Genomic DNA, 25557 nt, shown 5'->3' with positions numbered 1-25557 from the left:
CCCCAGGGGCACCGCGGGGCAGTGGACCTCAGCCGATCTGCGCCACGTCCTCCTCGACCCGCATCGCGAAGTCCGCCCAGAGATCGGCGAATTGCCGGGCCAGGTCGACGACGATGTCGCCGCAGTGCAGCGGAACGCTGTTGATGATCGCATCCCACTCCTCCTTGCGGAGGGTGTGCAGGGTGAGCAGGCGAAGCAGATTGCGCCCGGTCTCCGTGAAGCGCAGCGCCGGGTCGGCCGTCAACTGCTTCACGAGCACGACGCGGTCTGCCGCGGGCGCCTGCCGGAGCCGGGGGCCCGGTCGGGCCAGCCTCAGGGCACCGGACTCCCCGTGCCGCGCGGGCACGCCCGCCCCGTCGCCGTCCTCCCGCTGCCTCCGGCGCTCCTGCGACACCACCGGAGACTCGCCGTTGCGCAGCCGGTTGCGTACGTCCCGCACCGTTTCGGGAGAGATCCCCGCCGCACGGGCGACCTGACGCAGCGACATGTCCGGGTTCTCGGACAGCAACTCACCGGCGAGCGTGCGTCCCGCGCTCCCGTCGAGCGGGCGGAACCTGCCGTCCTGGCCGATTCGACGGTCCTGCGGACTCGGCTCCCGCTCGGTCCTCCTACGGATGTCGCCGACCGTCCCCGGGGAGATGCCCGTTACCGAGGCCACCTTCCGGTCGGACCACAGCGGATGCGAGGCGATGATCCGCTCGGCCGCGCGCTTGCGGTCCGCCAGCGCCAGCGGCAGGCCGTGGGTGACGTTGAGTCTGACCGCGAGCACGAACGCCTCGGCCTCGTCGCCGTCGAAGAACCTGACCGCGATCCGCTGCGCACCCTGGAGCCTGGCCACCCTCAGCCGGTGGAATCCGTCGATCACCCGCATCGTCGGCCGGTGCACCGTGATCGGGGGAAGCGGGTTCTGCGCGGCCATCAGGGCCTGCACGTGCTCGGGGCTCTCGCCGGCGAGGCGCGGCGAGTCGGACAGTCTGAGCGAGCTCAGCTCGACTTCCACCACGGGCTGCTGATTGATTTCCATTTCTTCCGGCACCACCAGCTCCTCAAGAACTCGCGGCCATATGTTCCGTACCGGATAAGCGCGCTAATTTGCTCGTGCGCGGGAACCAGCGCGTCATCAATGCCCTCGACTCCTCTACAGGGTTGCGGAGCAGAACGTCTCGTCGACCGAATTGCGCGTCGGACAGACGCTGGTCAAATTAGCAGCGGTCTTTTGCGAGCCGTAACCCCCTGCGAGCCCCTATGGCCCACCCCCTTAGGGGTGGGCCACAGGTACTGCGATCCCACTACCAGGCCATATGCCGATGACGCGGACCCCACGCCACTGTCGGCGCCCTGCCCGCCCGGGGTGCGGCGGGCGTGCCGATCGGCGCGGCGCCCCGACTCCCAGGAACAGGAATACGAAATTCCCCTGAACGTGAATGGGGGGCCACCGTACGACCAGCGCCCGCGACTGCCGGAATCACAACCGTCCCCTGAAATACCGGAGAAGCCCGAGGGGGAAATCGCGGCGGAAGCGGGCTGTCCGCCGGGACGTCCAACCGTCCGCTTTTCGCGCTCGGACGGCTCTGCTCCACGCAGCGCCCCTACGCCACCCCCGCGCCCGCACCCGCGGGCACCGTCAGGATGCGGCCCATCAACGGCGAAAGGAGCGTCGTGGCGTCGGCCAGCTCGCGGATGTCGGAGGCCACGAGCGCCTGCGCGCCGTCGCACAGCGCCGCCTTGGGCTCCGGATGGACATCAATGATCACACCGTCCGCGCCGGCCGCGATCGCGGCACGGGTCAACGGCAGCACGAGGTCGCGGCGCCCGCCCGAGTGCGACGGGTCCACGACGACCGGCAGGTGCGAGAGCCGCTGCGCCACCGGTACCGCGCTGATGTCGAGGGTGTTGCGGGTTGCCGTCTCGAACGTACGGATGCCGCGCTCGCACAACACGATGTCGAGGTTGCCACGCTGGGCGATGTACTCGGCGGCGCTCAGCCACTCCTCGATCGTGGCGCTGAAACCCCGCTTGAGGAGGACCGGTTTACCGGCCCGGCCGACGGCCTGCAGCAGGGCGAAGTTCTGCATGTTGCGTGCGCCGATCTGCAGCATGTCGGCGTAGGAGGCCACCATCTCGACGCTGCCCGGGTCGATGACCTCGGTGACGACGGGCAGACCGGTCTCGGCCCGCACGTCGGCGAGGATGCGCAGTCCAGCCTCACCGAGCCCCTGGTACGAGTACGGCGACGTACGCGGCTTGAACGCCCCGCCGCGCAGCAGCGACGCCCCCGCCTCCTTGGCCATCAGCGCGGCCGCGAGGGTCTGTTCCGGGGTCTCCACCGCACACGGGCCGGCGATCACGCTGAGCGTGTCGGGGCCAATGGGCACGCCTCCGACCCGGATCACCGACCGCGCGGGGTGGTGCTCCCGGCTGACCAGCTTGTACGGGGCGGAGACCCGCATGACCTGAACGACTCCCGGAAGGCTGCCGAGGTTGAGCGCCTCGAAGTCGTCCACGTCGCCCACGAGTCCGATGATCGTCCGCGACACGCCACGGCTGACGAACGCCTCCCCGCCGACCGAGCGCACCAGGCCGACAACGGCGTCCACGTTTTTCTGGGTGGCCCCGGGGGCCATCACCACCACCATGCGCCCGCCTCCTTTTTGAGGTTTTCCGGCCGCCGGGCGGAAAACAGCGGAATTCATTCGGATTTCCGGCGGCGTCGGCAGCGTAGGTTCGAGGAATACCGCTCGACAACAGTCGGCGGGTTGGACTGTTGGACTGGCCGGGCAGCCGGGCAGCCGGGCGGAAAACGAAATTACGGGCCTCGCGCCGGGCAGGGTATGTGCCCATGACGGTCGCCGCGTGAACCCCGGTGACGGTGCACCAGCCGTTTCCCGGGAAGGCCCTCTCGCCCGCCGTCACGACGGCCGCCACGGACTTCACTCACGCAGCCGCCGGGGCGTGGGGCGCGATGCAGCGGGTTGCAGTGACCTCCCTCAACAGCTTCCAAGACCCCACGGCTCGTTTGCCTTCATTCCACGGCTAGTTCCGGCGCGGTGCAAGCCGGCGAAACCTCCCGATCACCCTTGGGGAGAGTCTGGGAGTTTCGACCGACCGACGCATTGCCATCGCCGCCTCGAGCGTCGCGACCGCGGATGCCCGCCGTCCTCGCCGTGGGTGCCCTCGGCTTCGCACGGCGAGCTCGGCGGTGTCGACTCCGCGAGTGCCTGGCTCGCGGCGATGATGTGCTTGATGGCCTCGGCCGCGGCGGGGCCGGCCATGACGTTCAGGCGAGCTTCCATGTCCACTCCTGTGTCGTCGTTGGTGGCCCCTTGGACCGAACAGCTCCCGCCACATGTGACACGAACAAATATGACCTGTGTCTCCCCGCCGCGCCGGGCCGGCAATGCGCCTCCGTGCGCCGCCCCTACCGGGTGACTGTGCCCCCAACACCCCCTGGTCCTACCGGAATCCGGACACCTGCCTGGTCATCATGCCGGGGTGATCCCTCCAACGTCCCCCACCATGAACCGGCACCGGGTCCTTCTCCCGGTCGGGCTGGGCGCGCTCGCCCTGGCCGCGCTCGTTGCCCCGCTGTCGGCCGCCCCCGCTGCCGCCCGGTCCACCACCGCACGCGTCGACCTTCCGCCTCCGCCGCGGCCGATGACGGCTGCCGAATCCCGCACCAACGCCTACCTGCGCTCCGTCGACGGCAACCCCAGCCTGCTGCGGGGCTTCTTCCGGCACCTGCCCAAGGGCGGGGACCTGCACAACCACCTCTCCGGCGCGGTGGCGACCGAGTACCTCCTCCAGCTCGCCGCCGAGGACGGCCTGTGCATCAACACGGCCACGCTGACCGCCGTCCAGCCGCCCTGTGGACCGGGCACCCGCCCTGCCGCGGACGCCCGCACCGACCCCGCCTTCCGGCAGGCAGTGATCAGGGCGTGGTCCATGCAGGACTTCCCGCCCGACGAAAGCGGCCACGACCATTTCTTCGCCACATTCGGCAAGTTCGGCGAGGTCACCGGGAACCATCGGGGCAAGCTGCTGGCCCAGGTCGCCGAGGACATCGTGGGTCAGAACCAGTTCTACCTCGAGACCATGGTCACCCCCGCCTCCGACGGCGCCCGCCGGCTCGCCGCCGAGGTCGGCTGGGACGACGACTTCGCCCGCCTGCACGGCAAGCTCGTCGCGGGCGGCAAGCTCGACAAGGTGGTCGCCGACGCACGCAAGGAGGCCGACGACGCCGACGCCGAGTTCCGCGCGGAGGAACACTGCGGCACCAACCGCCCGCAGCCCGGCTGTCGTCTGACGGTGCGCTGGATCTCACAGGTCTCGCGAGGCAGCGCGCCAGAGCGGGTGTTCACCCAGATCGCCCTGGGCATGCGCCTGGCCGAGCGCGATGGTCGGTTCGTCGCCATCAACCTGGTCCAGCCCGAGGACGGGGAGATCGCGCTGCGCGACTACAGCCTCCAGATGCGCATGATCGCGTATCTCCGCGGCCAGTACCCGCACGCCCATGTCACCCTGCACGCCGGTGAGTTGCGGCCCGGTCTGGTCAAACCGGAAGACCTCACCTTCCACATCGACGAGGCAGTCGACATCGCCCACGCCGAGCGCATCGGCCATGGAGTCGACTTCGTCCACGAGAACGACTGGCAGGCGCTCGCGCGCACCATGGCCGCTCGCCAGGTGGCCGTCGAGGTGCCCTTCTCCAGCAACGCCCAGATCCTCGGCATCAAGGGCGCCGAGCACCCCTTCCAGACGTATCGCGCCTACGGCGTGCCGATCGTCCTGGCCACCGACGACCCCGGCGTCTCCCGCATCGACATCAGCCACGAATACCAGTACGCCCACGACACCTACGCGCTGTCCTACCCCCAGCTCAAGGACCTGGCGCGCGCCTCCATCCAGTACTCCTTCCTTTCCGGCGCCGGCCTGTGGCGGGGCAACCCGACGGCGATCGGCTACCACCCCGTAGCCGCCTGCCAGGGGGACACGCTCGGCGCGCCTGTGCCCAGCCGGCGCTGCCGTGACCTGCTCGCATCCAGCCCCAAAGCGGCAGTCGAGTGGCGCCAGGAGGCCGCCTTCGCGTCCTTCGAACGTGCCTTCCGCCGCAACAGCGCCTGACGCCCACCCCACATGGGTGCACGCCAATGGGCGTGCACCCGGCCCACCCCTACCCTTTCAGTGGCACTGCTCCAGTAGGTCCTGTCGTCAAATCCCCGTTGTCCGCCCGGAGGGCGGGCCGGGCGGCGTCATTTGCCCGGTGCGGCGAGTGGGGATCCCCCTGCTCGAAGAGCATGGGGGAGCGTGCATGGCGTCACCGGGCAGGCGGGGATTTGACGACAGGGCCTAGCACTGCGGACGGCGCCCGTGGTTCGCGGCGTGCTTGCGGCGGGACTTCTTCTTCCGGCGTCGCTTCGAGGACATGGCCACCTCCCGCGGATCCGGGGCATCAGAAAGCAACCTGCGTTCCGACCACCCACGATTCCACAGAGCCCACGATGGCGCGATTCGGCACGATGTCTCCGCGGGAGCAAGCATGCCCGGCGAACCCGCCCCGGCTGCAGGACCCCACGCGGCTCCGTGCGGCGGAGGAGGCCGGACGGGCACCCACCGATGAGGTCGGTGTGGGCAGTACGGTCACCCTGCGATTCGGCGACGACACGGTGGAGAGCATCCGGATCGGCGAGCCGGCCGAGGCGTCGGACCAGGCGCTGGTCACGGCCGACAGCCCCCTCGGGCGCGCCCTCCTCGGCCACCGGGCCGGCGACACGGTGCGCTAGGACGCGCCCGAAGGAGAGTCGACCGCGGTGGTGGTGTCCCTGGGCGAGTCAGCCGACCGCCGCGGCTGGTCCGCAGCCGCGGGAAGGTCGTCGAGGAAGGTGACCGTGGGCACGTGGAACAGGCATCCGGTGACTGCGGTCGAGTAGTCGAGGATGCGGTCGTGCTTGGCTCCGCCGTCGCCGAGGAACATGTGCCTGAGCATTTCTTCGGTCACGTCGGGAGTCCGGGCATAGCCGATGAAGTACGTGCCGAACTCGCCCTCTCCGATACTGCCGAACGGCATGTTCTCGCGAATGATCTTGCGCTCGTTGCCGTCCTCGTCGGTGATGGTGTTGAGTGCCACGTGGGAGTCCGCGGGCTTGATGTCATCGGGGAGTTCGACGTTGGTCAGCTTGGTCCGCCCGATGACCTTGTCCTGCTCCTCCGTCGGCAGGGCGTTCCACGCCGTCATGTCGTGCAGGTACTTCTGCACGATCACATAGCTGCCGCCCCTGAAGTCGGGGTCCTCGTCGCCGATGAGCACGGCATCGGCCGCGACTCGGCCGCCGGCGTTCTCGCTGCCGTCGACGAAGCCGAGCAGGTCACGCTCGTCGAAGTACTTGAAGCCATGTACTTCGTCGACCACCGTGACCGCACCGCTCAGCCGCTCCGCGATCAGCCGGGCCAGTTCGAAACAGAGGTCCATACGGCGGCCGCGCACGTGGAACAGCAGGTCTCCCGGCGTTGCCGGAGCCCGGTGGCGCTCACCGGCCAATTCCACGAACGGGTGCAGCTCCCGTGGGCGCGGCCCGCTGAACAGCCGGTCCCAGGCCTCCGAACCGATGCCGACGACACAGCTGAGTTCGTCGTCGGGCGCCCGGAAGGCGACCGAACGGCACAGGCCCGAAACGTCCTCCAGCAGGTCCCGGACGGTCTCCTCGCGGCCTGGCGTGATGGTGACCACGAGGAACAGGGCGGCTTGGGCAGGCGGAACGATCACGGGCTGCAACTCGAGCACGAGCCCGCCTCCTCACGGGATACGAAGGAACCTGTCGTCGGCGGAACGGTGAGTTCCTCTCTTCATGCTGCTCGTTTTCCATCCTGCTGCGACTCGGGTGGATCCGCGGGAGTACGGCGTCAGCCGCTGACGATGCCCACCACGAGGTTGATGGCGGTGGCGAGGATGATGGTGCCGAAGATGTACGACAGCAGCGTGTGCCGCAGCACGATCGCACGGATGGCCGAACTCGAGACGTTGGTGTCGGACACCTGGTACGTCATGCCGAGGTTGTAGCTGAAGTAGAAGAAGTCCCGGTACGCCGGTGGGCGGTCCGAGTTGAAGTCGATCCCGTCTTCCGTCTCGTAGTACACGGCGGCATAACGGGTGGCGTACATCAGGTGCAGCGCGGCCCATGCCATGAAGACCCCGCAGAGCGCGGTCGCGGCAGCGACGTGGCCGGTCTCGGACCGGCCGCGCAGGAGCATCAGCACAATGGCGATCAGTCCGCACGAGGCCACCGCGACGACCACGAGTTCCTCGGCGAGGGGCCGGAAGTCCTCGCGCCGGGCATTGCGATGGGTCGCGGCCGCGTCCATCGGCCACAGCACCAGCCAGCCTGCCAGAACGAAGAACAGTCCCGTTGCGGCGATGCCTACGAGGACACCCAGAACCGGATCGACCGGCAGTCCGACGGCCGCGCCGACGGCGGCTCCGAGGACCACCGCGCCGACGAGGCGGGGTACGGCGTCCAGGGGCAACCAGGTCCTCACGGACCACCACGGTAGTCCCGGCGGCTGGATGCCGCCGCCACGGCGAGCTAGCGTGATGCGATGCGCCATGAGGTGACCGAGGCCGATACCGCGGTGGCGGTGGGCAGTGGGGACGTGCCCGTGCTGGCCACTCCGCGGCTGATCGCGTGGATGGAGGCGGCGACCGTGCGGGCCGCCGCGCCGTTCGTGGGAACAGGTCAGACAACCGTGGGTACGGCGCTGCGTGTCGAGCATGTGCGGGCCACTCGGATCGGGGGGTGCGTGGATGTCTTCGCCGAACCTCCGGCCGCCCCGGGCCGGCGCCTCACGTTCCGGGTACGGGCCGTCGACGGCTCGGGGAGGTTGGTCGCGGAGGGCGAGATCGACCGGGCGGTCGTCGACCGGGAACGGTTTCTCTCGAACGGCCGCTGAGCTCCGCCTCCCCTCGGGAGCCGGGCGACCGGCGTTCCCGCACACCGAAGGACGCGGTCACAGGCCCCAGATCCGTCGGTAGCCCTCCTGGTAGCCCGACGGGTTCCAGGTCGTGGCGCTGTCGCTGTTGGCGGCCGTGGCGAGGTGAACGGGGGCGACATAACCGCTGGCGGGCCGGCCGGAGTAGGCGCGATTGAACTCGTCGATGATCTGCCAGCCCTGCAGGGACAGCGGCTCGGGAACCGTCGCGGCCTGGTACTGCCCGCTCTCGATGCGCTGGAAGGCGGAAGGGTCGCCGTCGCCCGCGCCGATGTTGAAGGGCGGACCGGAGCCCCTCTTGCCGGCGGCGCGGAAGGCCGGGGCGGCGTCGGCGAAGTACAGGTCGTTGATGGCGGCGGAGTGGGTCCACCTGCTCTGGAAGCGGGACAGGAGGGAAGAGACCTCCCGGGGTGTACGGCTGCTCGCGTCCGCGATGGGGATGTTCTCGTACGCGAGGAGCTTCACCCCCGGGCAGGTGGCGAGGTCCTTGCGGATCGATTCGGACTTGTCCCGGGCGAAGGGGATCGAGGCATCGGTGAAGAGCACGACTCCGGCGTGGCCGTTGGAGTGGGCGATGACCCACTGGGCGCTGATGGCGGCCACGTCCTCCACCCGGGTGGTGACGTTGGTGAAGAGCCGGGGGTGCCGGCTGGGACCGGGGGACGGGAGTGCGTGCCAGCCGATGAGCGGGACGCCTTCCTCGTTGGCGCGGGCGACCTGCTGAGAGGTCGAGCCGGGGTCGAAGCCACCGATGACGATGCCCGAGGGCTTGAGGGCCACGGCTTCGCTCATGGCTGCCTGGATACCGGCGGGGGTGCCGCCGCCGTCGATCACCCGGACGTCCCACCCGATCACGCGCGCGGCTTCCCGTACGCCGCTCGCGGCGCCTGCGACTCCGGGATTGGTCATGGTCTGGGCCACGAAGACGACCCTTCTGCCGGACACGGCTCCGGGTCCGTTCGTCGGTCCGTTCCACGGGATGTCCGTCTTCTCAGCTTGCTTGACGTCGGCCTGGGCCTTGGCATGGACCGCGGGGCAGCCCGACGCGCCGGTGGTGGCGGGCGCCGGGACCCCTGAGGAGCCGCGTTCGCAGCCAGAAAGGGTGAGTGTGGCTGCCAGTACGGCTGCGGCGGTGTAGCGGACTTCGACGAGGCCGAGGGAGGCCTTGCGGTTGCCGTACACGGGAACTCCTCGGATGGGGGAGGAAGCGGGAGGATGCGACGGGTCACGGGGTGGCGCCCGGTGCGCCTCCGTCCTGGTCCGGGGACAGGGGCGGTGCGGCGGGCATGTCGCGGGCGGCGGTGCCCTTGCGCAGGCGGCGGCGGGCGGAGTAGCCGGCCAGGCCGACGGCGAGCAGCAGGGTGCCGCCGTAGAACAGGGGGATCGTCCAGAAGGCGCCACCCAGTTGGCCGATGCCGGTGAGGCCGACGGCCAGGACGGCGACGGCAACGAGCGTGCCCAGGGCGTTCGGGCGGCCGGGTCTGACCGCGGTGGAGCCGAGGAGGGCGCCGGCGAAGGCGGGCAGCAGATAGTCGAGGCCGACACTGGGGTTGCCGACCCGCAGCTGGGCCGCGAGCAGGATTCCGGCGAAGCCGGTGATCAGCCCCGAGGCGGTGAAGGCGTAGACGGTGTACGTGCGGGTCGGGATGCCGACAAGGTCGGCGGCACGCGGATTCGATCCGATGACGTACAGGCTGCGGCCGAGCGGCAGCCGCTCCAGTACCAGCCAGAGGACGGCTGTGAGGGCCAGCACGTAGAAGGCGGGGACGGGCAGGCCGAGGAACATGGAGTCGTAGAGGTCGGTGAAGGCGGCCGGAAGTCCTTCGACGCCGGGGACGATGCGTCCGCCGCCGGTGACCCATCCGGTCACGGCGTACAGCATGCTGCCGGTTCCGAGCGTGGCGATGAAGGAGTCGATCCGCCCGAACTCGACGATGACGCCGTTGAGGACGCCCACGACGCCCGCTCCGACGAGCACGGCGAGGCAGGCGAGCGGCCATGGCCAGTGTCCATTGACGATGAGCTGCAGCACCATGACGTGCGCGAGACCTAGGACGTACCCGATGGAGAGGTCGAACGCCCGGGTCACGATGGGAACCATGGCGGCGAGCGCCAGGATGGCGGGGATCGACTGGGTGGACAGGATCGAGTCGACGGTGTCCCATGTGGGAAAGGTGCGGGGCAGGGCGAGGGAGAAGGCCAGGAAGAGCAGGCCTGTGAGCGCGAGCAGGCCGTAGGCGGCGACGAGATGGCCGCCCGGGCGGTGCCGTCGTGGTCGAGGCGGGGCGGGGGCGGCGGTCACGAGGTGGTCGCGGTTCCGGAGGCGGGCAGGGCGGAGGCCGCCCGGGTGAGCCCGGAGACCGTCAGGCCCGCGCCGCTCAGCTCGGCCGTCACGGACCCGCGGACGAAGACCAGGGCGCGGCTGCACACATGGGTGACTTCCTCGAAGTCGGTGGAGATGAGCAGGGCTCCGAGGCCGGCCTCCAGCGCCTGGTGGAGCAGGCGGTACACCGCGGCCTTGGCGCCGACGTCCACGCTTGCGGTGGGCTCCTCGAGGATGAGCAGGCGCAGTGCCGAGCGCAGCCATCGGCCGATCATGACCTTCTGCTGATTGCCGCCGGACAAGGTGGCGATGGGGGTTTCGCTGTCCTGCGGGTGCACCGAGTAGCGGTCGATCAGGGCGGTGGCGATGGCGCGTTCCCGGCGGGGGCTGATCCAGCGCAGCGCGGACAGGCCGCCTGCGCGAGGGTTGGCCAGGAGGTTCTCCCGCACCGTCAGTTCGGCGGCGCAGCCCTCCCGTTGCCGGTCGGCGGAGACCAGTCCGACGCCGAGGGCGACGGCGTCCGCGACGTTGCGCGGGCGGTAGGGGCGGCCGACGAGGAGCACTCGGCCGTCGAGGAAGGGCCGGGCACCGGCGATGGCTCGGCCCAGGTCCATGTGTCCGGCGCCCGTCAGGCCGACGAGGCCCAGGGCTTCCCCGGCCGCGAGTTCCAGGCTGACGGGTCCCACGCCGGGGGTACTTACGCGGTCCAGGGCCAGGACGGCGGGTACGGCGGGCTTCCCCGCCCCGGCCCGAGGAGCGTCGGCACGGAGCCTGGCCGGGCGGAAGCCGGTCGGTTCCTCGCCGACGATGTCGTGCACCAGACGGGCGGCGCTGTGGTCCGCCAGCGGGCCGTGACTGACCAGGCGCCCGTCGCGCAGGACGGCGAAGGTGTCGGCCACCTCGAACACCTCGTCGAGCCGGTGGGTGACGTAGAGGATGCCGTGTCCCCGGTCGCGCAGGGCGTGCAGGACGCCGAAGAGCCGGGCGCAGTCCACCGCGGGGAGACGGGTGGTCGGCTCGTCGAGGACGATGAGCTCGGCCCGGGCCGCGAGCGCTCGCGCGATGGCGACCAACGAGCGTTCGGCGGGGACCAGTTGGGCGATGGGGGCCGCGGGGTCGAGATGTCCTGCGACGACCTGCAGGGCGTCGGTGCAGCGCTCTTTGGTGCGCCGCCAGGAGATCAGTCCGGCGCGGCGGGGGTAACCGGCTGTCAGTGCGATGTTCTCGGCGACCGTCATCCACTCCACCAGGCCGAGATCCTGGTGGATGAAGGACATGCTGCGGGACGCTTCCCGGGTGCCGAGCGGGTGCCCGGCGACGGTGATCTGTCCGGTGTCGGCGTGATGGACACCCGCGAGCACCTTGATGAGGGTGGATTTTCCGGCGCCGTTGGGGCCCAGGAGCGCGAGCACACTGCCGGCGTGGACGTCGAGGTCGATCCCGGCCAGCGCGAGGGTTCCGCCGAAGCGCTTGCCGAGCCCGCGGATGCGGACCAGGGGTTCGGCTCCGAACGGCGGGAGCGCTTTCGCAGAGGTGTCGGGACCGTCGTGCACGGACTTCTCCGGAGATCGGCCTGATGGGTTCGTCTCGGATGACACATTCGGCTCGGATACGTACGCCTCATAGACATAATGGATGTTAGCGGAGCAAATCCGGGAATTCCGAGCATTCCGCATCGCTTCTCGATCCGGCGGATGGGCGGACCGTCAGGCCGCGGCCAGTGCGCACTCGGCCCAGATGACCTTGCCCTGTGCGGTGTAGCGCGTGCCCCAGCTCTGGGACAGCTGCGCGACGAGGAACAGGCCGCGCCCACCCTCGTCGGTGGTGGCGGCCCGGCGAAGATGCGGGGCGGTGCTGCTGGTGTCGGAGACCTCGCAGATCAGGTTGCGGCCGTGCAGCAGCCGTACCCGGATGGGCCCCGCGCCGTGGCGGACGGCGTTCGTCACCAGCTCACTGAGTATCAGTTCGGCGGCGAAGGCGGTCTCGTCGAGTCCCCAGTCGGCCAACTGCCGGACGGCGCCCGCTCGGACTCCGCCGACGAGGGCCGGGTCGGAGGCCAGGTCCCAGGTGGCGATGCGGTCGAGAGCCAGGGCGTGGGTGCGGGCGACGAGCAGGGCGATGTCGTCGTAGGGGTGGTCGGGCGCCACAAGGTCCAGAACGGCCTGACAGGTCTCCTCGGGCGAGTGCTCGGGGTGCGCGAGGGCGCCGCACAGACTGCGGAGCACTTCGTCGACGTCGCGGTCGCGGTCCTCGATCAGTCCGTCGGTGTACAGGACCAGTCGGCTGCCCTCCGGCAGGTGGATCTCGGTGGTCTCGAAGGGCAGGCCGCCGAGGCCGAGAGGCGGTCCGGCGGGCAGGTCGGGGAACGACACGGTGCCGTCGGGGTGGACGAGCGCGGGCGGGGGGTGACCGGCGCGGGCCATGGCGCACTGCTGCGACGTCGGGTCGTAGACCGCGTACAGACAGGTCGCTCCGATCATGCCGAAGTCTTCGGTCTCCGGGTCCTCCCGGTCGAGGCGGCCGACGACATTGTCGAGATGGGCGAGGACTTCGTCCGGGGGGAAGTCGAGTTCGGCGAAGCTCCGCGCGGCGGTGCGCAGGCGGCCCATGGTGGCGGCGGAGAGCATGCCATGGCCGATGACGTCCCCGACGAAGAGGCCGACACGGTTGCCGGAGAGCGGGATGACGTCGTACCAGTCCCCGCCCACATCGGATTCGGCGGGCATGTAGCGGTGGGCTACATCGACGGCGTCCTGATCGGGCAGACCGTGCGGAAGCAGGCTGCGCTGCAGCGCCAGGACCATGGCGCGCTCGTGCGTGTAGCGCCGGGCGTTGTCCATGGACAGGGCGGCGCGCGCGGCGAGCTCCTGGGCCAGTGACCGGTCGTCGTCCCCGAAGGGGGCCGGGTCCTGCGAGCGGTAGAAGCTGGCGACCCCCAGGACGACGCCACGGGCGACCAGAGGAACGGTGATGAGGGAGTGCACTGAGGCCGGCAGCCGCTCGGTGAGCTCGGGGTCCTGGGCGAACCAGCCCGCGGCGATTTCCAGGTCCGGTTCCAGTACCGCCTGCCGGCTGGTCAGGCACCGCAGCTGCGGCGTGGTCGGGGCGAAGTCGATCCGCGTGCCGACCGGGCTGAAGGGGAGGTCGTCGCGGATGCCGCGGACCACCGTACGCCGCAGATCGCTCTCCGGGTCGGCGGACGCCTCGCCGCGCAGTACGGCCTCGGGCAGGTCGATCGTGACGAAGTCGGCCAGTCGCGGGATCGCCGTCTCGGCGAGTTCCTCGGCCGTCCGGCGCACGTCCAGGGTCGTGCCGATGCGGGCGCTGGCCTCGGACAGCAGTTCCAATCGGCGCCGCGCGGCCAGGGCGTACTCCCCCACGTACGGCTCCCCCACCAGCACGAGCCCTCTCGTCGGCGGCCGGGAGCCGGACTGGAGGTCCGTCACACCGCCGGTACCGACGACCGTGGGACGCTCACCGCTCGAGCCGCCTTGCCCGGGCTCGGCACCGGCGACCGCCGCACGGTCCCCACCGGTGCCGCCCCGGCCCGGCGCGACTTCTGCGAGTCGGACGCGCACCGAGGAGGCGAAGAGGCGGTCCCGTACGAGGAGGACAGGAGCCCGTCCGGGCGGCGGGACAGCGGGGAGGGGTGCGTGCTCCGCACCCTCGACGACCTCGTCCGACTGATGCGGGATGGTGACGGGCGCTCGGAGTGAGGGGCCGGTGAGAACGGCCTCGATGGCGACGCCCTCCACCCCGGAGGCACTGGTCGTCGGCCGGCTCACGAGCGTGACCTGCCGGCCGTCGGACAGGTGTACGTCCGCCGCGGCCCGCTGCGCGCAGGAGATCAGCTCGGCGGCCTTCTCCAGGAGGGCTGCACTGTCGCAGGGGTGGAACTCGGGGGCCGGTTCGTCCACGCCAATGCGGTGGTGAGGACCCGCGGTGGCATCGGCCCTGGCTTCCAGGTATGCCCGTAGCAGCGCACGCTCTCGCACGGAGCTCTGGCCCAGCAGCCGCCGTTCGATGGCCTCGGCCGCCTCGCGGATCACGGTGGCGAGGGCCGGATCCTCGGCGTCACGCGGATAGCCGAAGCACAGGACGCCTTCGATGCGCCCGCTGAGGGGGTCGCGGACGGGCAGCGCACGGCAGGCGCTGCCCTGAGAACGCTCGGCGAAGTGCTCGGCGCCGAAGACCCGGACGAGTTGACGTTCCGCCAGCGCGAGACCGATGCCATTGGTCCCGGCGTACCGCTCGGCGAACACGAATCCCGGGACGCGCTGAATCGCGGGGAAGGTTCGGGCCACGGAGGCATCGCCGAAGCGGCGCAGGAGGACGGCCCCGTTCGCGTCGGCGATGGAGATGTTCATCGCGCTGCCGGCGAATCTGGACTGCAGCCGGTCGAGCACCGGGACGGCCGCGTGGACGAGTCTGCCGTCCGTGTCGAGATCTTCCCGGAAGGGGAGGCCGGACTGGTCCGGCGAGAGGCCCAGGGTGCGGCAGCGCTGCCAGGAACCCAGGATCGGCGTCCGTACGCCTCCCGCGATCGTCTCACCCTGCAGGAACCGTTCACGGGTACGTACGGGCCCTGTGCCGTCTGTCGCACGTCCCGTGGGCGTCGGTTCCCCGCCGAACCGCACCACGCTCTGCCTCGCTCACACACGCGCTGTCGGATAGCCCCGAAAAGCTCGACATTGAAGAGAATACGGTCATAAAGGGCGCCAGTCATGGCATCGCAAGACCCCTCACACCCCGTGACCGAACGGGACTGCCCGTCGACGCACGCCGTGACCGACGAGACCACTGATCACCGAACCGCGACCGGTCACAGAACCGCGACCGGGTTGACGGGCGAGCCCGTTCCGCCCGGCACGTTCAGCGGTGACAGGACGAACAGGAACTCGTACCGCCGCGCCTCGGCCGTCGCAACGGACAGCGCCTCCAGGTCGAGGTTGTCCAGCAGGGGCACCCCCATCGCCGCCACGGCCAGGGCATGGACCGGGGAGTGAACGCCGTCCACGGGCGAGGGCCGCACATCGCTGTCGCCGTCGGCACCGAGCAGCGCGACACCGCGCTCGGCCAGCAGCGGCACGGCGTCCACATGAAGGCCCGCGCTCGCCGCGTCGGAATCCCAGGCACCGAGTTCCTTCCGGCGGCGGACGTGACCCGAGCGCAACAGCAGCGCGTCGCCCTCGCCGAGCGTCACGCCCAGCGCCTTCTCCGCCGCGACGATGTCCAGCGCATGGACCGCCTGCCCCGGTTCCAGCCAGTGGAGCCCGGCAACCGCGGGCAGGTCGAGCAGCACACCCCTCGTGACGAGGGGGCCCAGCTCCGACACGGCGCCGAAGCGGGCACCGCCGGCGTCGACGACCTCGCTCGCCGTCCGGCCGTCGTAGAGCTGCCCCCGATAGGCGATGTGGCACAGGGCGTCCAGATGGGTGACCGCCTTGCCGTGGTAGTCCGCGCCGATGAAGTCCTTGTGGGCGCAGGGTTCGGGCGCCTCCACATCACCGAGATCGGTCATACGGTGCTCGGCGGGACGACGGTTGTCGGGGCCGGCCCGGGTGTTCCAGGGCAGCCCCAGGGGCACGACCGTCCCGGACCGCACCCGCGCCGCGGCCCGGCGCACATGGTCCGCGGTCACCCGATTCCAGGCACCACGGTCGGCCGGGGCCCAGCGCCCCCACGTACGGACCGACTCGAACAGTGCGTCGAACTCCTGCCGGGAGACGGCGGGCCCGTTGCCGGAAGCAGCCGGGGCGGGCTGCGGACCGTCGGGGAAGCTGGAACTCATCCGCACCCACCACTCCCGGTCATGGAGTCGCTGCGGTGATCAGAACTCCAGCGTCGCACACGCCCGCCTCACAGGTCTCGGGGCGGATGGCGCGTCACCCGGAGGCCCACTGCCGTGACCAGCAGGACCGCGCACCCCGCGAACACCAGACCGGCATCGCGCACCCCCAGCGCCTCCGTCAGGGCGCCGACTCCGACGACCGGCAGGGAGATCCCGACGTACGCGACGACGAAGAACGCCGAGATGGTGGCGCCCCGTTGCGCCTCGGGTGCCGCAGAGCTCACCGCCGTCAGGCCCGCCCGGAACGCCATGCCCTGTCCCACGCCGCCCGTCACCGCACCCACCAGCAACACCGGAAAGGACGTCACGAGCAACGAGACTCCGATGACGAGGAGCCCGGTGACGAGCACCAGACACCCCCACGGCAGAGCCCTGCGCGCCCCGACACGTCCCATGAGCACCTGTCCGCAGGTCGAGGCGCCGAACACGCAGAAGACGACGGCACCGACGACCGCCAGGTTGTGTTCGCCGAGCGTCTGGGCGAGGAAGGCCGGGGCCACCGCCGTGAACAGGCCGAGCAGGGAAAAGCCGGCGAAGGCCGCCAGGGCGCAGGGCGCGAACACACCGCGCACCTCGGCCGGGACGGTCATGCCCTGCGGCCGCAGCGGGGGCCGGAACCCGGTGTGGTGCACGGTCTCGGGCAGGAGGCAGGTGACCGCGACGGCGATCGCCACGAGCACCAGATGCACCACGAAGGGCAGCTTGAGCGGCCAGGGCGCGTACTGGGCCAGGAAGCCGGAGATGAGAGGGCCGAGTCCGAGGCCCCCCATATTGGCCGCGGTCGCCGCCAGTGCGGCGCGTGCACGTCGTCCGGACGGCGCCAGGTCGAGGACGGTCGCGGTGCCCGTTCCGCTGAGCAGCCCCGCCGAGAAACCCGACAGCACCCGGCCCACGTACAGCATCGGCAGTCCGCCCTCGAACAGGAAGCACAGCGCGCTGAGCGCGGCCAGGGCGAGCGCGCACAGCAGCACCGGACGCCGCCCCAGTACGTCGGAGAAGCCACCGGCGATCAGCAGAGCGGTGATGACGCCCACCGCATAGACGGCGAACACCACAGTGACGGTGAGCTCGGAAAACCCGATCTGTTGTCGGTACAGCCCGTACAGCGGCGTCGGCAGAGTGGTGCCCATCATGCCGATGGCGAAGACGCCCGCCGCGGCCTTGTACCCGGGCCGGTGGCCCTGCCGGCGGCGGTCGGTGTCACTGGTGATCACACCCCACCATAGGCATCCATATAGGACACGGCGGCCATCTTGGCGGCGGCCAGATCGGTGTTACGGCCAGAGGCCCCCGCCGCACGACCTGACCGGCCCTGTCACCGAGGATCCGGTGCCTCGGCTGCGGTCCGGCGGTGGCCGGTGACCTTCGAGGCGGGGAGGCGGCCGGCCTTCGAGGTCCCCGTGAGGGTGTCACCGACGACGGTCACGGTGAACGCCAGGTTCAGGCGCATCGGCCGGGTGACGGCCTGCTTCCAGGTGAGCGTCCGGCCGTCGACGGCGACGTCCACGAGGGGGACGTGCTCGCCGGCGCCGTGCGCGATCCCGGTCAGCTGCCCGGCTGCGCGGCGGAGTTCGATGACGGGCTTGATGCGCCCGATGGGGGTGGCGATGGTCAGGTCCCAGGTGCCTTCGACGTTCATGCTGTGGTGGCTCCCTACGGTCTCGGTGCGGGTGGCGGACATCAGAAGGCGGTGGGGACGGGGCCGTGGGCACGCCAGACGGTGCCGCGGCGCTCATGGGCGAACAGTTCCTCGACCGCGTGGGCGATCAGCGGACCGACCTCGCGCTCCAGCAGATACAGGCCCAGGTCCAGGCCCGAGGTGACGCCGGCTCCGGTGACCAGGTCACCGTCGTCGACCACCCGGGCGCGCACGGCGTGGACGCCGGTGGCATCCAGCATGTCCAGGCCCATGTGGTGGGTCGTGGCAGTGCGCCCCTCGATCAGACCGGCCATCGCCGGCACCAGCGAGCCGCCGCAGACCGCTGCCAGGCTGATCTGCGGATTGTCGATGGCCGCCTTGAGCAGTCCGGGCAGCTCGGTGGTCAGCGTGCGGCCCAGCAGCACGGGGATGAACTCGTCCTGCTGCCACTGCGCCTTGGCGCCTGCGTCCTGGTCGGGCGTCTCGCCCGGCTCGCCGACCCGGCCCGAGGCGCCGGGGACCAGGACCACACCGGGGCGGTCCGGGTCCAGCACGGCGGTGGCGCGCAACGCCAGACCTCCGGTACCGCTGACCACCTCCCGGGGGCCCTCGGCGGAGACCAGCTCCACCGTCACCGCGCCGCCGGAGGCGCTCCCGCCGGCGTGGAGGACTTCATAGGGGGCGATCACGTCGAGCGGGTCGAACCCGTCGAACAGAACGATTTGAACGTGCATCTGCATGTCTCTCAGGTCGGGGACGAGACATCTCTGAGGTCGAGGTCGTGATGTCTCCGAGGTCGCGGTCGAGATGTCTCCGAGTCGGAGTCGAGCCGACGGCGGCCGGCTGCGTTCGCCACGCTAGGCCCGGGGACTGCTCGCCCCCAGGGGCGTTCATGACACCCTTCAACGGGATCTCGCCAGCCCTGCCTCGACGATCCGCGGGGGCCTGGACCGCTGTAGCGTGTCCGGGTGGTGACAAGTGACGCGTACCAGGAGCTGGGAGAGGCCGCCTGGTCATGGGTGCTGAAGCAGGTCCTCGAGGACAAGGGCCCGTGGCTGCCGGAAACGGTGCCCGATTCGGCGTCGGAGGAAGGCCGGGACACGGCACCGCCGAAAGATCGCGACTCGCTGTACGCAGGGATCGCGGGCCTCGCCCCGGTGTTGGCGGAGATCGAGCAGTACCGGGCCTGGACCGACAGCGAGCGGACCCTGGCAGCGGGGATCGTGACCAGGCTGTCGGAAGAAGCCGAGGGCAGAACGGAACCCTCGCTGTACGACGGCCTGGCAGGCGACACCACGGCGCTGAAGCTGCTCGCCCCGGGCAGGGAGTCGATCGCGCTGCGGCGGTTGGCCGACCTGGCCACCCCGGAAGGCTGGAAGAGCACCCTCGAATTCCAACCGGGTTCCGACGCGCCCCTCAACGACATCATCATGGGGTCCGCCGGTGTGGTGATGACCGCCGTCTGGGCGGGCGGTGAGTTCGCGGAGGCCGTTGCGACAACCGGCGGCGAAGCCCTGCTGCGCACGGCGGACCGAACGGAAGCGGGCCTGGACTGGGGGATGGCGCCGGGCACGGAGTCGAGGGCACCGAACTACTCGCACGGCACCTCCGGGGTGGCGGCCGCGCTGGCCGTGGCCGGTGTGGCGCTGGACCGGGCGGACTTCGTCGAGGCCGCGGTGAAGGGAGCCCAACACGTACTGTCCGTGGGCTCGTTGGAGGACGGCGGCTTCATCGTGCCGCATACGATCCCGCCGTCGAAACGGGAGGTGGAGCCGGTGACGTACACCTGGTGCCACGGTCCGGCGGGCACCTCCCACCTGTTCTCGGCGCTCTCGCACGCGGGCGTGACCGAGGTGTCGGGCCTCGACGTCGGCGAACTGCGGCAGCGCTGTCTGACCTCGATCCTCACCTCGGGAGTACCGGAACGCCTGCGGCCGGGCTTCTGGGACAACGACGGCCGCTGCTGCGGAACGGCAGGCGTGGGGGACGTACTTCTGGACGCGGCACAGGACGGCGCGGGCACGGCAAGAGCCGAAACGCTGCTTCAGGCGGCGCGCACGATGGGCGACGCGCTGGTGGAGCGGGCGATCAGGGACGAGGCGGGCGCCCGCTGGCGCTTCCTGGAACACCGCAACGACCCACCGCTCCTGCCGCCGAGCACGACGTGGATGCAGGGTGCGGCGGGCATCGCGGCGTACCTTCTCCGCCTCGCCCGGTTCCTCGAGACCGGCCCGGACGCTGTGGTGGTGGACCGCCCGGACCAGTGGTGGGCAGTGCCGCCGCAGCTGCGCAGTACGGCCTCGTGAGAGGAGCGGCGGGCTCGCCCCGAGCCGACCCGTGCCGGACTCCACGCCGACGCGCCGGTGCGGTGATCCGATCGCTTGCGCGCCCGCTCCTGCCACCATGAGCCCATGGCGGTGATTCCGGGCTGGGTGTGGGAAAGGAAGCCGGTCGGCAGGGCACTCGGTGTCGGAGTTCCCACCGGTCTCGTCGCCGGTGCATTCGCACTCGTCGAGTCGGGCGCCTGGCCGATCGCCGCCGTGGTGTTCCTGGTACTGGCCGCCTTCTACGGCCCCATGATGGCCCGTCGGATGAGCAGGGCCTGGCCCGGGGCCGAGGAACTGAGCCACGCCGAGCGAGCGGCGGTCGTACGCGCCACTCGGCGCGGGGAGGACATCGGCGACGCCTCCCTGGCTCCCGCCGTCGTCGCCTATGCGGACGGCCTGCGCAAGACCCGCGAACGCGGTGGGTGGGTGCGGTGGGTGGTGCTGTTCGCCGCCGTTGTGTCGGTGTTCGTAGCGCTGATCGACACCTTCCATGGGTCGACCGGGGAGGCGGTGTCCTCCTGGGTGGTGGTCGCGCTGTTCATCGCCGACCTGACATGGCGTCCACGGAGAGAGGCCCGTCTGGTGGCGCACGCCGATCAGGCGGAGAGATGGGCGCGCCGCCGACTGCCGGGCCGACAGCCGGACATGTGATCACCATGCACGAGGACCGATCCTTGGCCCAGACAGCGGCTGTCCTGGAGGTTCGGCGCCCTGCGGCCGCGTCGGCCGTATGCCGCTCTAGTGAGCGAGCTCGATGAGGTGAGGTACCACGCGGGTGAGCCGGACGACACCCCACACGATCAGCAGGGCGCCCGCCACCTCCGGCAGGATCCACCAGCCCGTACGGATGTGCTCACTGAACAGGGCCACGCCCAGGACGAGGCTCATCGTCGCGTCACCGATGGTCAGCGCGGGCTGTGAAGCGGCCAGTGCACCGGCCTGCAGGGAGTTCTCCAGCAGCAGGACGGCACAGATACCGACGAGGGCGAACCCGTACGTCTGCCAGGTGGTGAGGAACGCGGGAAGACCGGCGTCGGCAAGCCGCCCGGTGGCCGACTTCATCAGCGCCGCGGTCAGGGCGTTGCCGATCGCGGCGGCCGTGGCGAGCGTGGCCGCGCGAAAGAGCGGTGAGCGTCCCGGTCGGGCCAGGACGACGGCCGCCACCATTGCTCCCAGCAGCAGCGCCAGGACCGGCACCCAGCGCACCATGGCCGCCTGGTTCCGGGTGCCCGCCGGCGCTGCCGCGGCCAGGACCACGGCCAGACCGGCGACCACCGCCCCGACCGCCCACCAGCCCCTAGCGGGCAGTCTGCGGTGCATCAGCGGAGCGGCCACCAACAGGGCGAACGGCAGCTCCAGGATGAAGAGCGGCTGGACCAGGGCCATGGGCCCGTTCACCAGGGCCAGGGCCTGGAACAGGGCCGCGCCCATGACGCCGGCGATGCCGATCATCCAGGCAGGGCGCCGTACGAGAGCAGCCAGCAGACGAAAACCGCCACCCCGGGACACCGATGAGGCGGCCTTCCGCTGGAACGCCGTTCCCACCGCGTTGCTGGCGGCCCCCATCACAGCGCTGACGACAGCAAGCACGATCACACACCCACCATGCCCCGTCCGCCGCGCATCCTCCTGCCGCAGACCGGCACGCGTCGCGTGTGTCGCCCCGCATACCCTGTCCCCGTGCCAGTCTCCCGGCTTCGTCGCGTCGCCGTCCTCGTGCTCGAAGGGGCGAAGCCGCTCGATGTCGGCATTCCCGCGCAGGTGTTCACGACCCGTGCGAGCATGCCGTACGAGGTGCGGGTGTGCGGCGCCGGACCCGGCCTGGTGACCGGCGGTGACGGCCTGTCGTACCACGTCGCCCACGGCCTCGACGCGCTCACCTGGGCGGACATCGTCTTCATTCCCGGCTACCGGTTTCCGGACCGGGACGATCCCCCGCAGGCCGTGGTCGCCGCGCTGATCGCCGCCCACGACCGGGGCTCGCGGCTCGCCGCCATCTCGACCGGTGCCTTCGCGCTCGCCGCCACGGGCCTGCTCGACGGCAAGCGGGCCACGACGCACTGGCACTACGCACGGGCGCTCGCGGCGAAGCATCCGCTGGTCCGGGTCGACGAGAACGTGCTGTTCGTCGACGAGGGCAGCGTGCTGACGTCGGCCGGCGCCGCCTCGGGCATCGACCTGTGCCTGCACATTCTGCGCGGCGACCGCGGGGTGGCCGCGTCGAACCACGCGGCCCGGCGTCTGGTCGCGGCCCCCTACCGCAGCGGCGGTCAGGCGCAATATGTGCCGCGCAGCGTGCCCGAGCCGCTCGGCGAGCGGTTCGCCGCCACCCGCGAGTGGGCGCTGCACCGGCTGGACGAACCCCTCACCCTCGCGGTGCTCGCGCGGCACGCGGCGGTCTCGCCTCGTACCTTCTCGCGCCGTTTCGCCGACGACACGGGTTACACACCGATGCAGTGGGTCATGCGTGCCCGCATCGACATGGCCCGTGAGCTGCTCGAGCGCTCCGAGCGCAGCGTCGAGCAGATCGCCACCGATGTCGGACTGGGCACCGGTGCGAATCTGCGGCTGCACTTCCAGCGCATCCTCGGCACCACCCCGAGCGAGTACCGGCGCACCTTCGCCCGCGGCGAGTAGGGCGGCGAGTGGGCCGGTGAGTAGCGCGCCACCACGTGGCGCGATCCTTTTGAACCGTGGCGATCGCGCCGCTGTCACCGGCAACTGGCGCACACGACGCTGGTGTCGAACCGAAGGGACGCCACTTATGACTCGCATCGCCATCAATGGATTCGGCCGCATCGGACGCAATGTGCTGCGCGCGCTGCTCGAGCGCGACAGCGGCCTCGAGGTCGTCGCCGTCAACGACCTCACGGAGCCCGCCACCCTCGCGCGGCTGCTCGCCTACGACACGACGGCCGGCCGACTCGGTCGCCCGGTGACCGTCGACGGCAACGACCTTGTCGTGGACGGCCGTCGCATCACGGTGCTCGCCGAGCGCGAACCGGCGCAACTGCCGTGGGCCGAACTCGGAGTGGACATCGTCCTGGAGGCGACCGGCCGCTTCACGTCGGCCAAGGCCGCCCGCGCCCACCTCGACGCCGGCGCGAAGAAGGTGCTCGTCAGTGCGCCGTCGGACGGTGCCGATGTCACCCTCGCGTTCGGGGTCAACACCGATGCGTACGACCCGGACCTGCACACGATCGTCTCGAACGCCTCGTGCACGACGAACGCGCTCGCGCCGCTGGCCGCCGTGCTCGACGAACTCGCGGGCATCGAGCACGGCTTCATGACGACGGTGCACGCCTACACGCAGGAGCAGAACCTGCAGGACGGTCCGCATCGCGACGCCCGTCGCGCCCGCGCCGCCGCCGTGAACATCGTGCCGACCACGACGGGCGCCGCCAAGGCGATCGGCCTCGTCCTGCCGAACCTCGACGGCAAGCTGTCGGGCGACTCGATCCGCGTGCCGGTTCCGGTGGGCTCGATCGTCGAGCTCAACACGACCGTCTCCCGCGACGTGACGCGCGACGATGTGCTGGCGGCGTACCTCGCCGCGGCGGAGGGGCCGCTCGCCGGCGTCCTCGAGTACTCCGACGACGCCCTCGTCTCGTCCGACATCACCGGCAACCCGGCCTCGTCGATCTTCGACTCGGCCCTCACCCGCGTGGACGGCCGCCATGTCAAGGTGGTCGCCTGGTACGACAACGAGTGGGGTTTCTCGAACCGCGTGATCGACACGCTGGAATTGCTCGCCGCTCGCTGACCCCTGAGGCGCGCATACGACGTCTCCGTGGAAGCGGCCGCCGCCGAGTCAGTGTGACTCCTGCAGGTACGCGGAGATCAGGGCGAGGTCGTTGGCGATGCTCACGACGCCGGCCGGGTCGGTCGTCGGGGTGGAGGCACCGTTGACGCCTGCGTAGTAGGTGTCGAAGCGGCCGTTGCCCTTGTCCAGATAGCCGGCGATGGTGATGGCGCCGACGGCGAGGCGGGCGTTGACGGCGTCCGGTCCGACGGCTGCTCCCGTCTTGGCGTACACCTTGCCGCGCGCCGGGCAGGTGCGGCAGTTCTCGGCCAGCAGGCCGTCGACACCGAGGATGGGAAGGGCTTCCCGGAAGCGCTGCGCGTCACGGGTGCGCTGCCAGTACGTCAGCATCTGCACCACCGCCCGAGGTGTGGCACGGTCGGCCGGGTTGCCGCCCCGGCCGTCCGCGAGCTGAACCTGCTTGCGGTCGACGCGTGCCCGGTCCAGGAAGTCGGCGAGTACGGGGAAGCCGTCCATGCACTGGCGGCTGCCCGCTTCGACGGCCATCAGGCAGATCCCGAGGTTCGCGCCCAGGTTGTGGCTGACTTTGAGGATCAGCTTGGCGTACTGGGCGTAGGGAGGTGAGACGTACTCGGCCACGCGTGGCCGGCCCTGGTAGTCACGCGGCAGCATCCGTGCAGCCGGGTTGGGGCCGGTCGGGTCGGCGGTGACGTGCACCCCGGCCCGCTCGAGTGCCTCGATGAGCGCCGTGCGACCGAAAGCGGCCGGGTCGGTGATCGGGGAGGTGCGAAGCAGTGGTTCGGCGTCCACCGCGATCGTGCCGGACAGCCGGATCCGGGTGCCGCCGTCGGTGGCCGTCACGGTGATGGCAGTCGGCTTGCCGGCCTCCACCGTCCTCACCGTCGAGGTGACGTCGTACGGGGCGACCCTGGGCCGCCAGTCCAGCCGGGCGGTCGTGCCGGGGCGGTCTCCGGGGGTGGTCAGCAGGTCGATGAGGTTGTCGTTGATGATCAGAGGCGTCGGGACGGGGTCGAGTTCCGGATCGGGCAGGAAGAGCCGGTTGTCGACGATCACGTCGCCGTCGACCCGGGTGATGCCTGAGGCGCGCACCTGACGGGCGATCCGGTCGATCCCGGCGAGGGGGTTCTCCGGGGTGAGGGTGGCGCCGGGGAAGTCGTTCGCGTACGTGTGGTCGAGATCGGTGTACGCGACCGTGCCGTCGGGACGGGTCCTGCCGCCCATGGTGAGGTCGCCCTGGGCGACGAGGTCGAGGTTGCCGGTCAGCGTGGCACCGTGCCGCTCGCCGACGGCATGGACCGGGGTGACGAAGCGGTGGTCGGCGCCGAGGGTCTGCCAGGTGCCGGAGACGCTGAACAGTTTGGCCGTCGATCCGGGGATGAAGAACTGTCCCGGGAACAGGCTGTGCACCACGCGCCCGCTGCCGGGTTCCGTCTCCAGCAGGCCCCACTGGGCGTTGCGGTACTCGGGCTTCCCCATGATCTTCGTGATCCGGGGGTCGAGTCGGCTCGAGTCGCTGTCGCCGGACGGCGACGGGGCAGCTCCGGCCGGTGTGCACGAGGGCAGTGCCGCGAGCAGCAGCATGGCGCAGACGGAGGCCAGGCGACGCCGCGGGGATCTGGGGTGGGTCGTTCTCACAGCGCGCTCCGTCCGTCG

At 70.8% G+C, this 25557-nt stretch carries 21 protein-coding genes; 7 read left to right on the top strand and 14 right to left on the bottom strand.

The window, feature by feature from the left end; genetic code table 11:
• Positions 1–28: 28 nt before the first annotated feature.
• Both Q8A52_RS45040 and aroF read right to left on the bottom strand, forming a co-directional pair.
• Positions 29–1024 (bottom strand): ParB/RepB/Spo0J family partition protein, encoded by a 996-nt coding sequence (locus tag Q8A52_RS45040; RefSeq protein WP_316763609.1) that lies wholly within the window; start codon positions 1022–1024, stop codon positions 29–31.
• Between the two features lie 565 nt (positions 1025–1589).
• Positions 1590–2636, bottom strand: a complete 1047-nt coding sequence (aroF, locus tag Q8A52_RS45035; RefSeq protein WP_316763607.1) for a 3-deoxy-7-phosphoheptulonate synthase — start codon at positions 2634–2636, stop codon at positions 1590–1592.
• A gap of 880 nt (positions 2637–3516) precedes the next feature.
• On the opposite strand from aroF, the gene Q8A52_RS45030 reads away from it, so the two are divergent.
• Entirely contained in the window at positions 3517–5121 is a 1605-nt protein-coding gene (locus Q8A52_RS45030) for an adenosine deaminase family protein (protein ID WP_316763604.1), read from the top strand.
• Between the two features lie 26 nt (positions 5122–5147).
• The gene (locus Q8A52_RS45025; protein WP_316763603.1) at positions 5148–5780 is read left to right on the top strand and encodes a GreA/GreB family elongation factor; all 633 of its coding nucleotides are present in this window, start codon (positions 5148–5150) and stop codon (positions 5778–5780) included.
• On the opposite strand, the gene Q8A52_RS45020 is transcribed toward Q8A52_RS45025, so the two are convergent.
• Entirely contained in the window at positions 5777–6778 is a 1002-nt protein-coding gene (locus Q8A52_RS45020) for a Dyp-type peroxidase (protein ID WP_316763601.1), read from the bottom strand. The two genes, Q8A52_RS45025 and Q8A52_RS45020, sit on opposite strands and share 4 nt — an antisense overlap.
• A 119-nt stretch (positions 6779–6897) precedes the next feature.
• A complete protein-coding gene (locus tag Q8A52_RS45015) occupies positions 6898–7530 on the bottom strand; it encodes a DUF1345 domain-containing protein (protein WP_316763598.1) in 633 nt (210 codons plus the stop codon).
• Positions 7531–7590: 60 nt separating this feature from the next.
• On the opposite strand from Q8A52_RS45015, the gene Q8A52_RS45010 reads away from it, so the two are divergent.
• The gene (locus tag Q8A52_RS45010; RefSeq protein ID WP_316763597.1) at positions 7591–7941 is read left to right on the top strand and encodes a thioesterase family protein; all 351 of its coding nucleotides are present in this window, start codon (positions 7591–7593) and stop codon (positions 7939–7941) included.
• A gap of 57 nt (positions 7942–7998) precedes the next feature.
• Here Q8A52_RS45010 and Q8A52_RS45005 read toward each other — a convergent pair whose 3' ends face one another.
• The 8 genes from Q8A52_RS45005 to Q8A52_RS44970 form a co-directional block, all read right to left on the bottom strand.
• Entirely contained in the window at positions 7999–9162 is a 1164-nt protein-coding gene (locus Q8A52_RS45005) for a substrate-binding domain-containing protein (RefSeq protein ID WP_316763592.1), read from the bottom strand.
• 43 nt (positions 9163–9205) lie between these two features.
• Entirely contained in the window at positions 9206–10282 is a 1077-nt protein-coding gene (locus Q8A52_RS45000) for an ABC transporter permease (protein WP_316763590.1), read from the bottom strand.
• Positions 10279–11856: a sugar ABC transporter ATP-binding protein gene (locus tag Q8A52_RS44995; RefSeq protein WP_316763588.1), complete on the bottom strand. Its 1578-nt coding sequence runs from the start codon at positions 11854–11856 to the stop codon at positions 10279–10281. Before Q8A52_RS44995 ends, Q8A52_RS45000 begins: the two co-directional genes overlap by 4 nt.
• Before the next feature lie 153 nt (positions 11857–12009).
• Positions 12010–14943, bottom strand: a complete 2934-nt coding sequence (locus Q8A52_RS44990) for a SpoIIE family protein phosphatase (protein ID WP_316763586.1) — start codon at positions 14941–14943, stop codon at positions 12010–12012.
• Between the two features lie 182 nt (positions 14944–15125).
• Positions 15126–16094 carry a cyclase family protein gene (locus Q8A52_RS44985; protein ID WP_316763584.1) on the bottom strand — a complete coding sequence of 323 codons (969 nt, stop codon included), beginning with the start codon at positions 16092–16094 and terminating at the stop codon, positions 15126–15128.
• A gap of 68 nt (positions 16095–16162) precedes the next feature.
• Positions 16163–17368, bottom strand: a complete 1206-nt coding sequence (locus tag Q8A52_RS44980; protein ID WP_332845905.1) for an MFS transporter — start codon at positions 17366–17368, stop codon at positions 16163–16165.
• A gap of 101 nt (positions 17369–17469) precedes the next feature.
• On the bottom strand, positions 17470–17793 hold the full coding sequence (locus Q8A52_RS44975) for a hypothetical protein (protein WP_316763583.1): 324 nt from the start codon (positions 17791–17793) through the stop codon (positions 17470–17472).
• Between the two features lie 41 nt (positions 17794–17834).
• Positions 17835–18527, bottom strand: coding sequence for a DJ-1/PfpI family protein (locus tag Q8A52_RS44970; RefSeq protein ID WP_316763580.1), 693 nt, complete (start codon positions 18525–18527; stop codon positions 17835–17837).
• Positions 18528–18761: 234 nt separating this feature from the next.
• On the opposite strand from Q8A52_RS44970, the gene Q8A52_RS44965 reads away from it, so the two are divergent.
• Positions 18762–20099 carry a lanthionine synthetase LanC family protein gene (locus Q8A52_RS44965; protein WP_316763577.1) on the top strand — a complete coding sequence of 446 codons (1338 nt, stop codon included), beginning with the start codon at positions 18762–18764 and terminating at the stop codon, positions 20097–20099.
• 105 nt (positions 20100–20204) lie between these two features.
• The gene (locus Q8A52_RS44960) at positions 20205–20771 is read left to right on the top strand and encodes a hypothetical protein (protein ID WP_316763574.1); all 567 of its coding nucleotides are present in this window, start codon (positions 20205–20207) and stop codon (positions 20769–20771) included.
• Between the two features lie 87 nt (positions 20772–20858).
• Here Q8A52_RS44960 and Q8A52_RS44955 read toward each other — a convergent pair whose 3' ends face one another.
• Positions 20859–21716 (bottom strand): DMT family transporter, encoded by an 858-nt coding sequence (locus tag Q8A52_RS44955; protein WP_316763571.1) that lies wholly within the window; start codon positions 21714–21716, stop codon positions 20859–20861.
• 84 nt (positions 21717–21800) lie between these two features.
• Here Q8A52_RS44955 and Q8A52_RS44950 point away from each other — a divergent pair, with 84 nt between their 5' ends.
• Entirely contained in the window at positions 21801–22757 is a 957-nt protein-coding gene (locus tag Q8A52_RS44950) for a GlxA family transcriptional regulator (protein WP_316763569.1), read from the top strand.
• 127 nt (positions 22758–22884) lie between these two features.
• Positions 22885–23883: a type I glyceraldehyde-3-phosphate dehydrogenase gene (gap, locus tag Q8A52_RS44945; RefSeq protein WP_316763567.1), complete on the top strand. Its 999-nt coding sequence runs from the start codon at positions 22885–22887 to the stop codon at positions 23881–23883.
• A 48-nt stretch (positions 23884–23931) separates the two neighbouring features.
• On the opposite strand, the gene dacB is transcribed toward gap, so the two are convergent.
• Positions 23932–25539, bottom strand: coding sequence for a D-alanyl-D-alanine carboxypeptidase/D-alanyl-D-alanine endopeptidase (gene dacB, locus Q8A52_RS44940; RefSeq protein ID WP_316763564.1), 1608 nt, complete (start codon positions 25537–25539; stop codon positions 23932–23934).
• Positions 25540–25557: the final 18 nt, after the last annotated feature.

The sequence above is a fragment of the Streptomyces herbicida genome (assembly GCF_032656585.1).
Classification (GTDB): domain Bacteria; phylum Actinomycetota; class Actinomycetes; order Streptomycetales; family Streptomycetaceae; genus Streptomyces; species Streptomyces herbicida.
The sequence above is the reverse complement of the archived record's forward strand: the minus strand, read 5'-3'. Positions and strand labels throughout refer to the sequence as shown.

What these genes read in the sequence shown, in the direction of transcription:
- Q8A52_RS45010 (WP_316763597.1), top strand. Translation starts at nt 7,591, where the DNA reads ATGCGCCATGAGGTGACCGAGGCCGATACCGCGGTGGCGGTGGGCAGT.
- Q8A52_RS44975 (WP_316763583.1), bottom strand. Translation starts at nt 17,793, where the DNA reads ATGAACGTCGAAGGCACCTGGGACCTGACCATCGCCACCCCCATCGGG.
- aroF (WP_316763607.1), bottom strand. Translation starts at nt 2,636, where the DNA reads ATGGTGGTGGTGATGGCCCCCGGGGCCACCCAGAAAAACGTGGACGCC.
- Q8A52_RS45040 (WP_316763609.1), bottom strand. Translation starts at nt 1,024, where the DNA reads ATGGAAATCAATCAGCAGCCCGTGGTGGAAGTCGAGCTGAGCTCGCTC.
- gap (WP_316763567.1), top strand. Translation starts at nt 22,885, where the DNA reads ATGACTCGCATCGCCATCAATGGATTCGGCCGCATCGGACGCAATGTG.
- Q8A52_RS44970 (WP_316763580.1), bottom strand. Translation starts at nt 18,527, where the DNA reads ATGCACGTTCAAATCGTTCTGTTCGACGGGTTCGACCCGCTCGACGTG.
- Q8A52_RS44985 (WP_316763584.1), bottom strand. Translation starts at nt 16,094, where the DNA reads ATGAGTTCCAGCTTCCCCGACGGTCCGCAGCCCGCCCCGGCTGCTTCC.
- Q8A52_RS45025 (WP_316763603.1), top strand. Translation starts at nt 5,148, where the DNA reads ATGGGCGTGCACCCGGCCCACCCCTACCCTTTCAGTGGCACTGCTCCA.
- Q8A52_RS45030 (WP_316763604.1), top strand. Translation starts at nt 3,517, where the DNA reads ATGAACCGGCACCGGGTCCTTCTCCCGGTCGGGCTGGGCGCGCTCGCC.
- Q8A52_RS44960 (WP_316763574.1), top strand. Translation starts at nt 20,205, where the DNA reads ATGGCGGTGATTCCGGGCTGGGTGTGGGAAAGGAAGCCGGTCGGCAGG.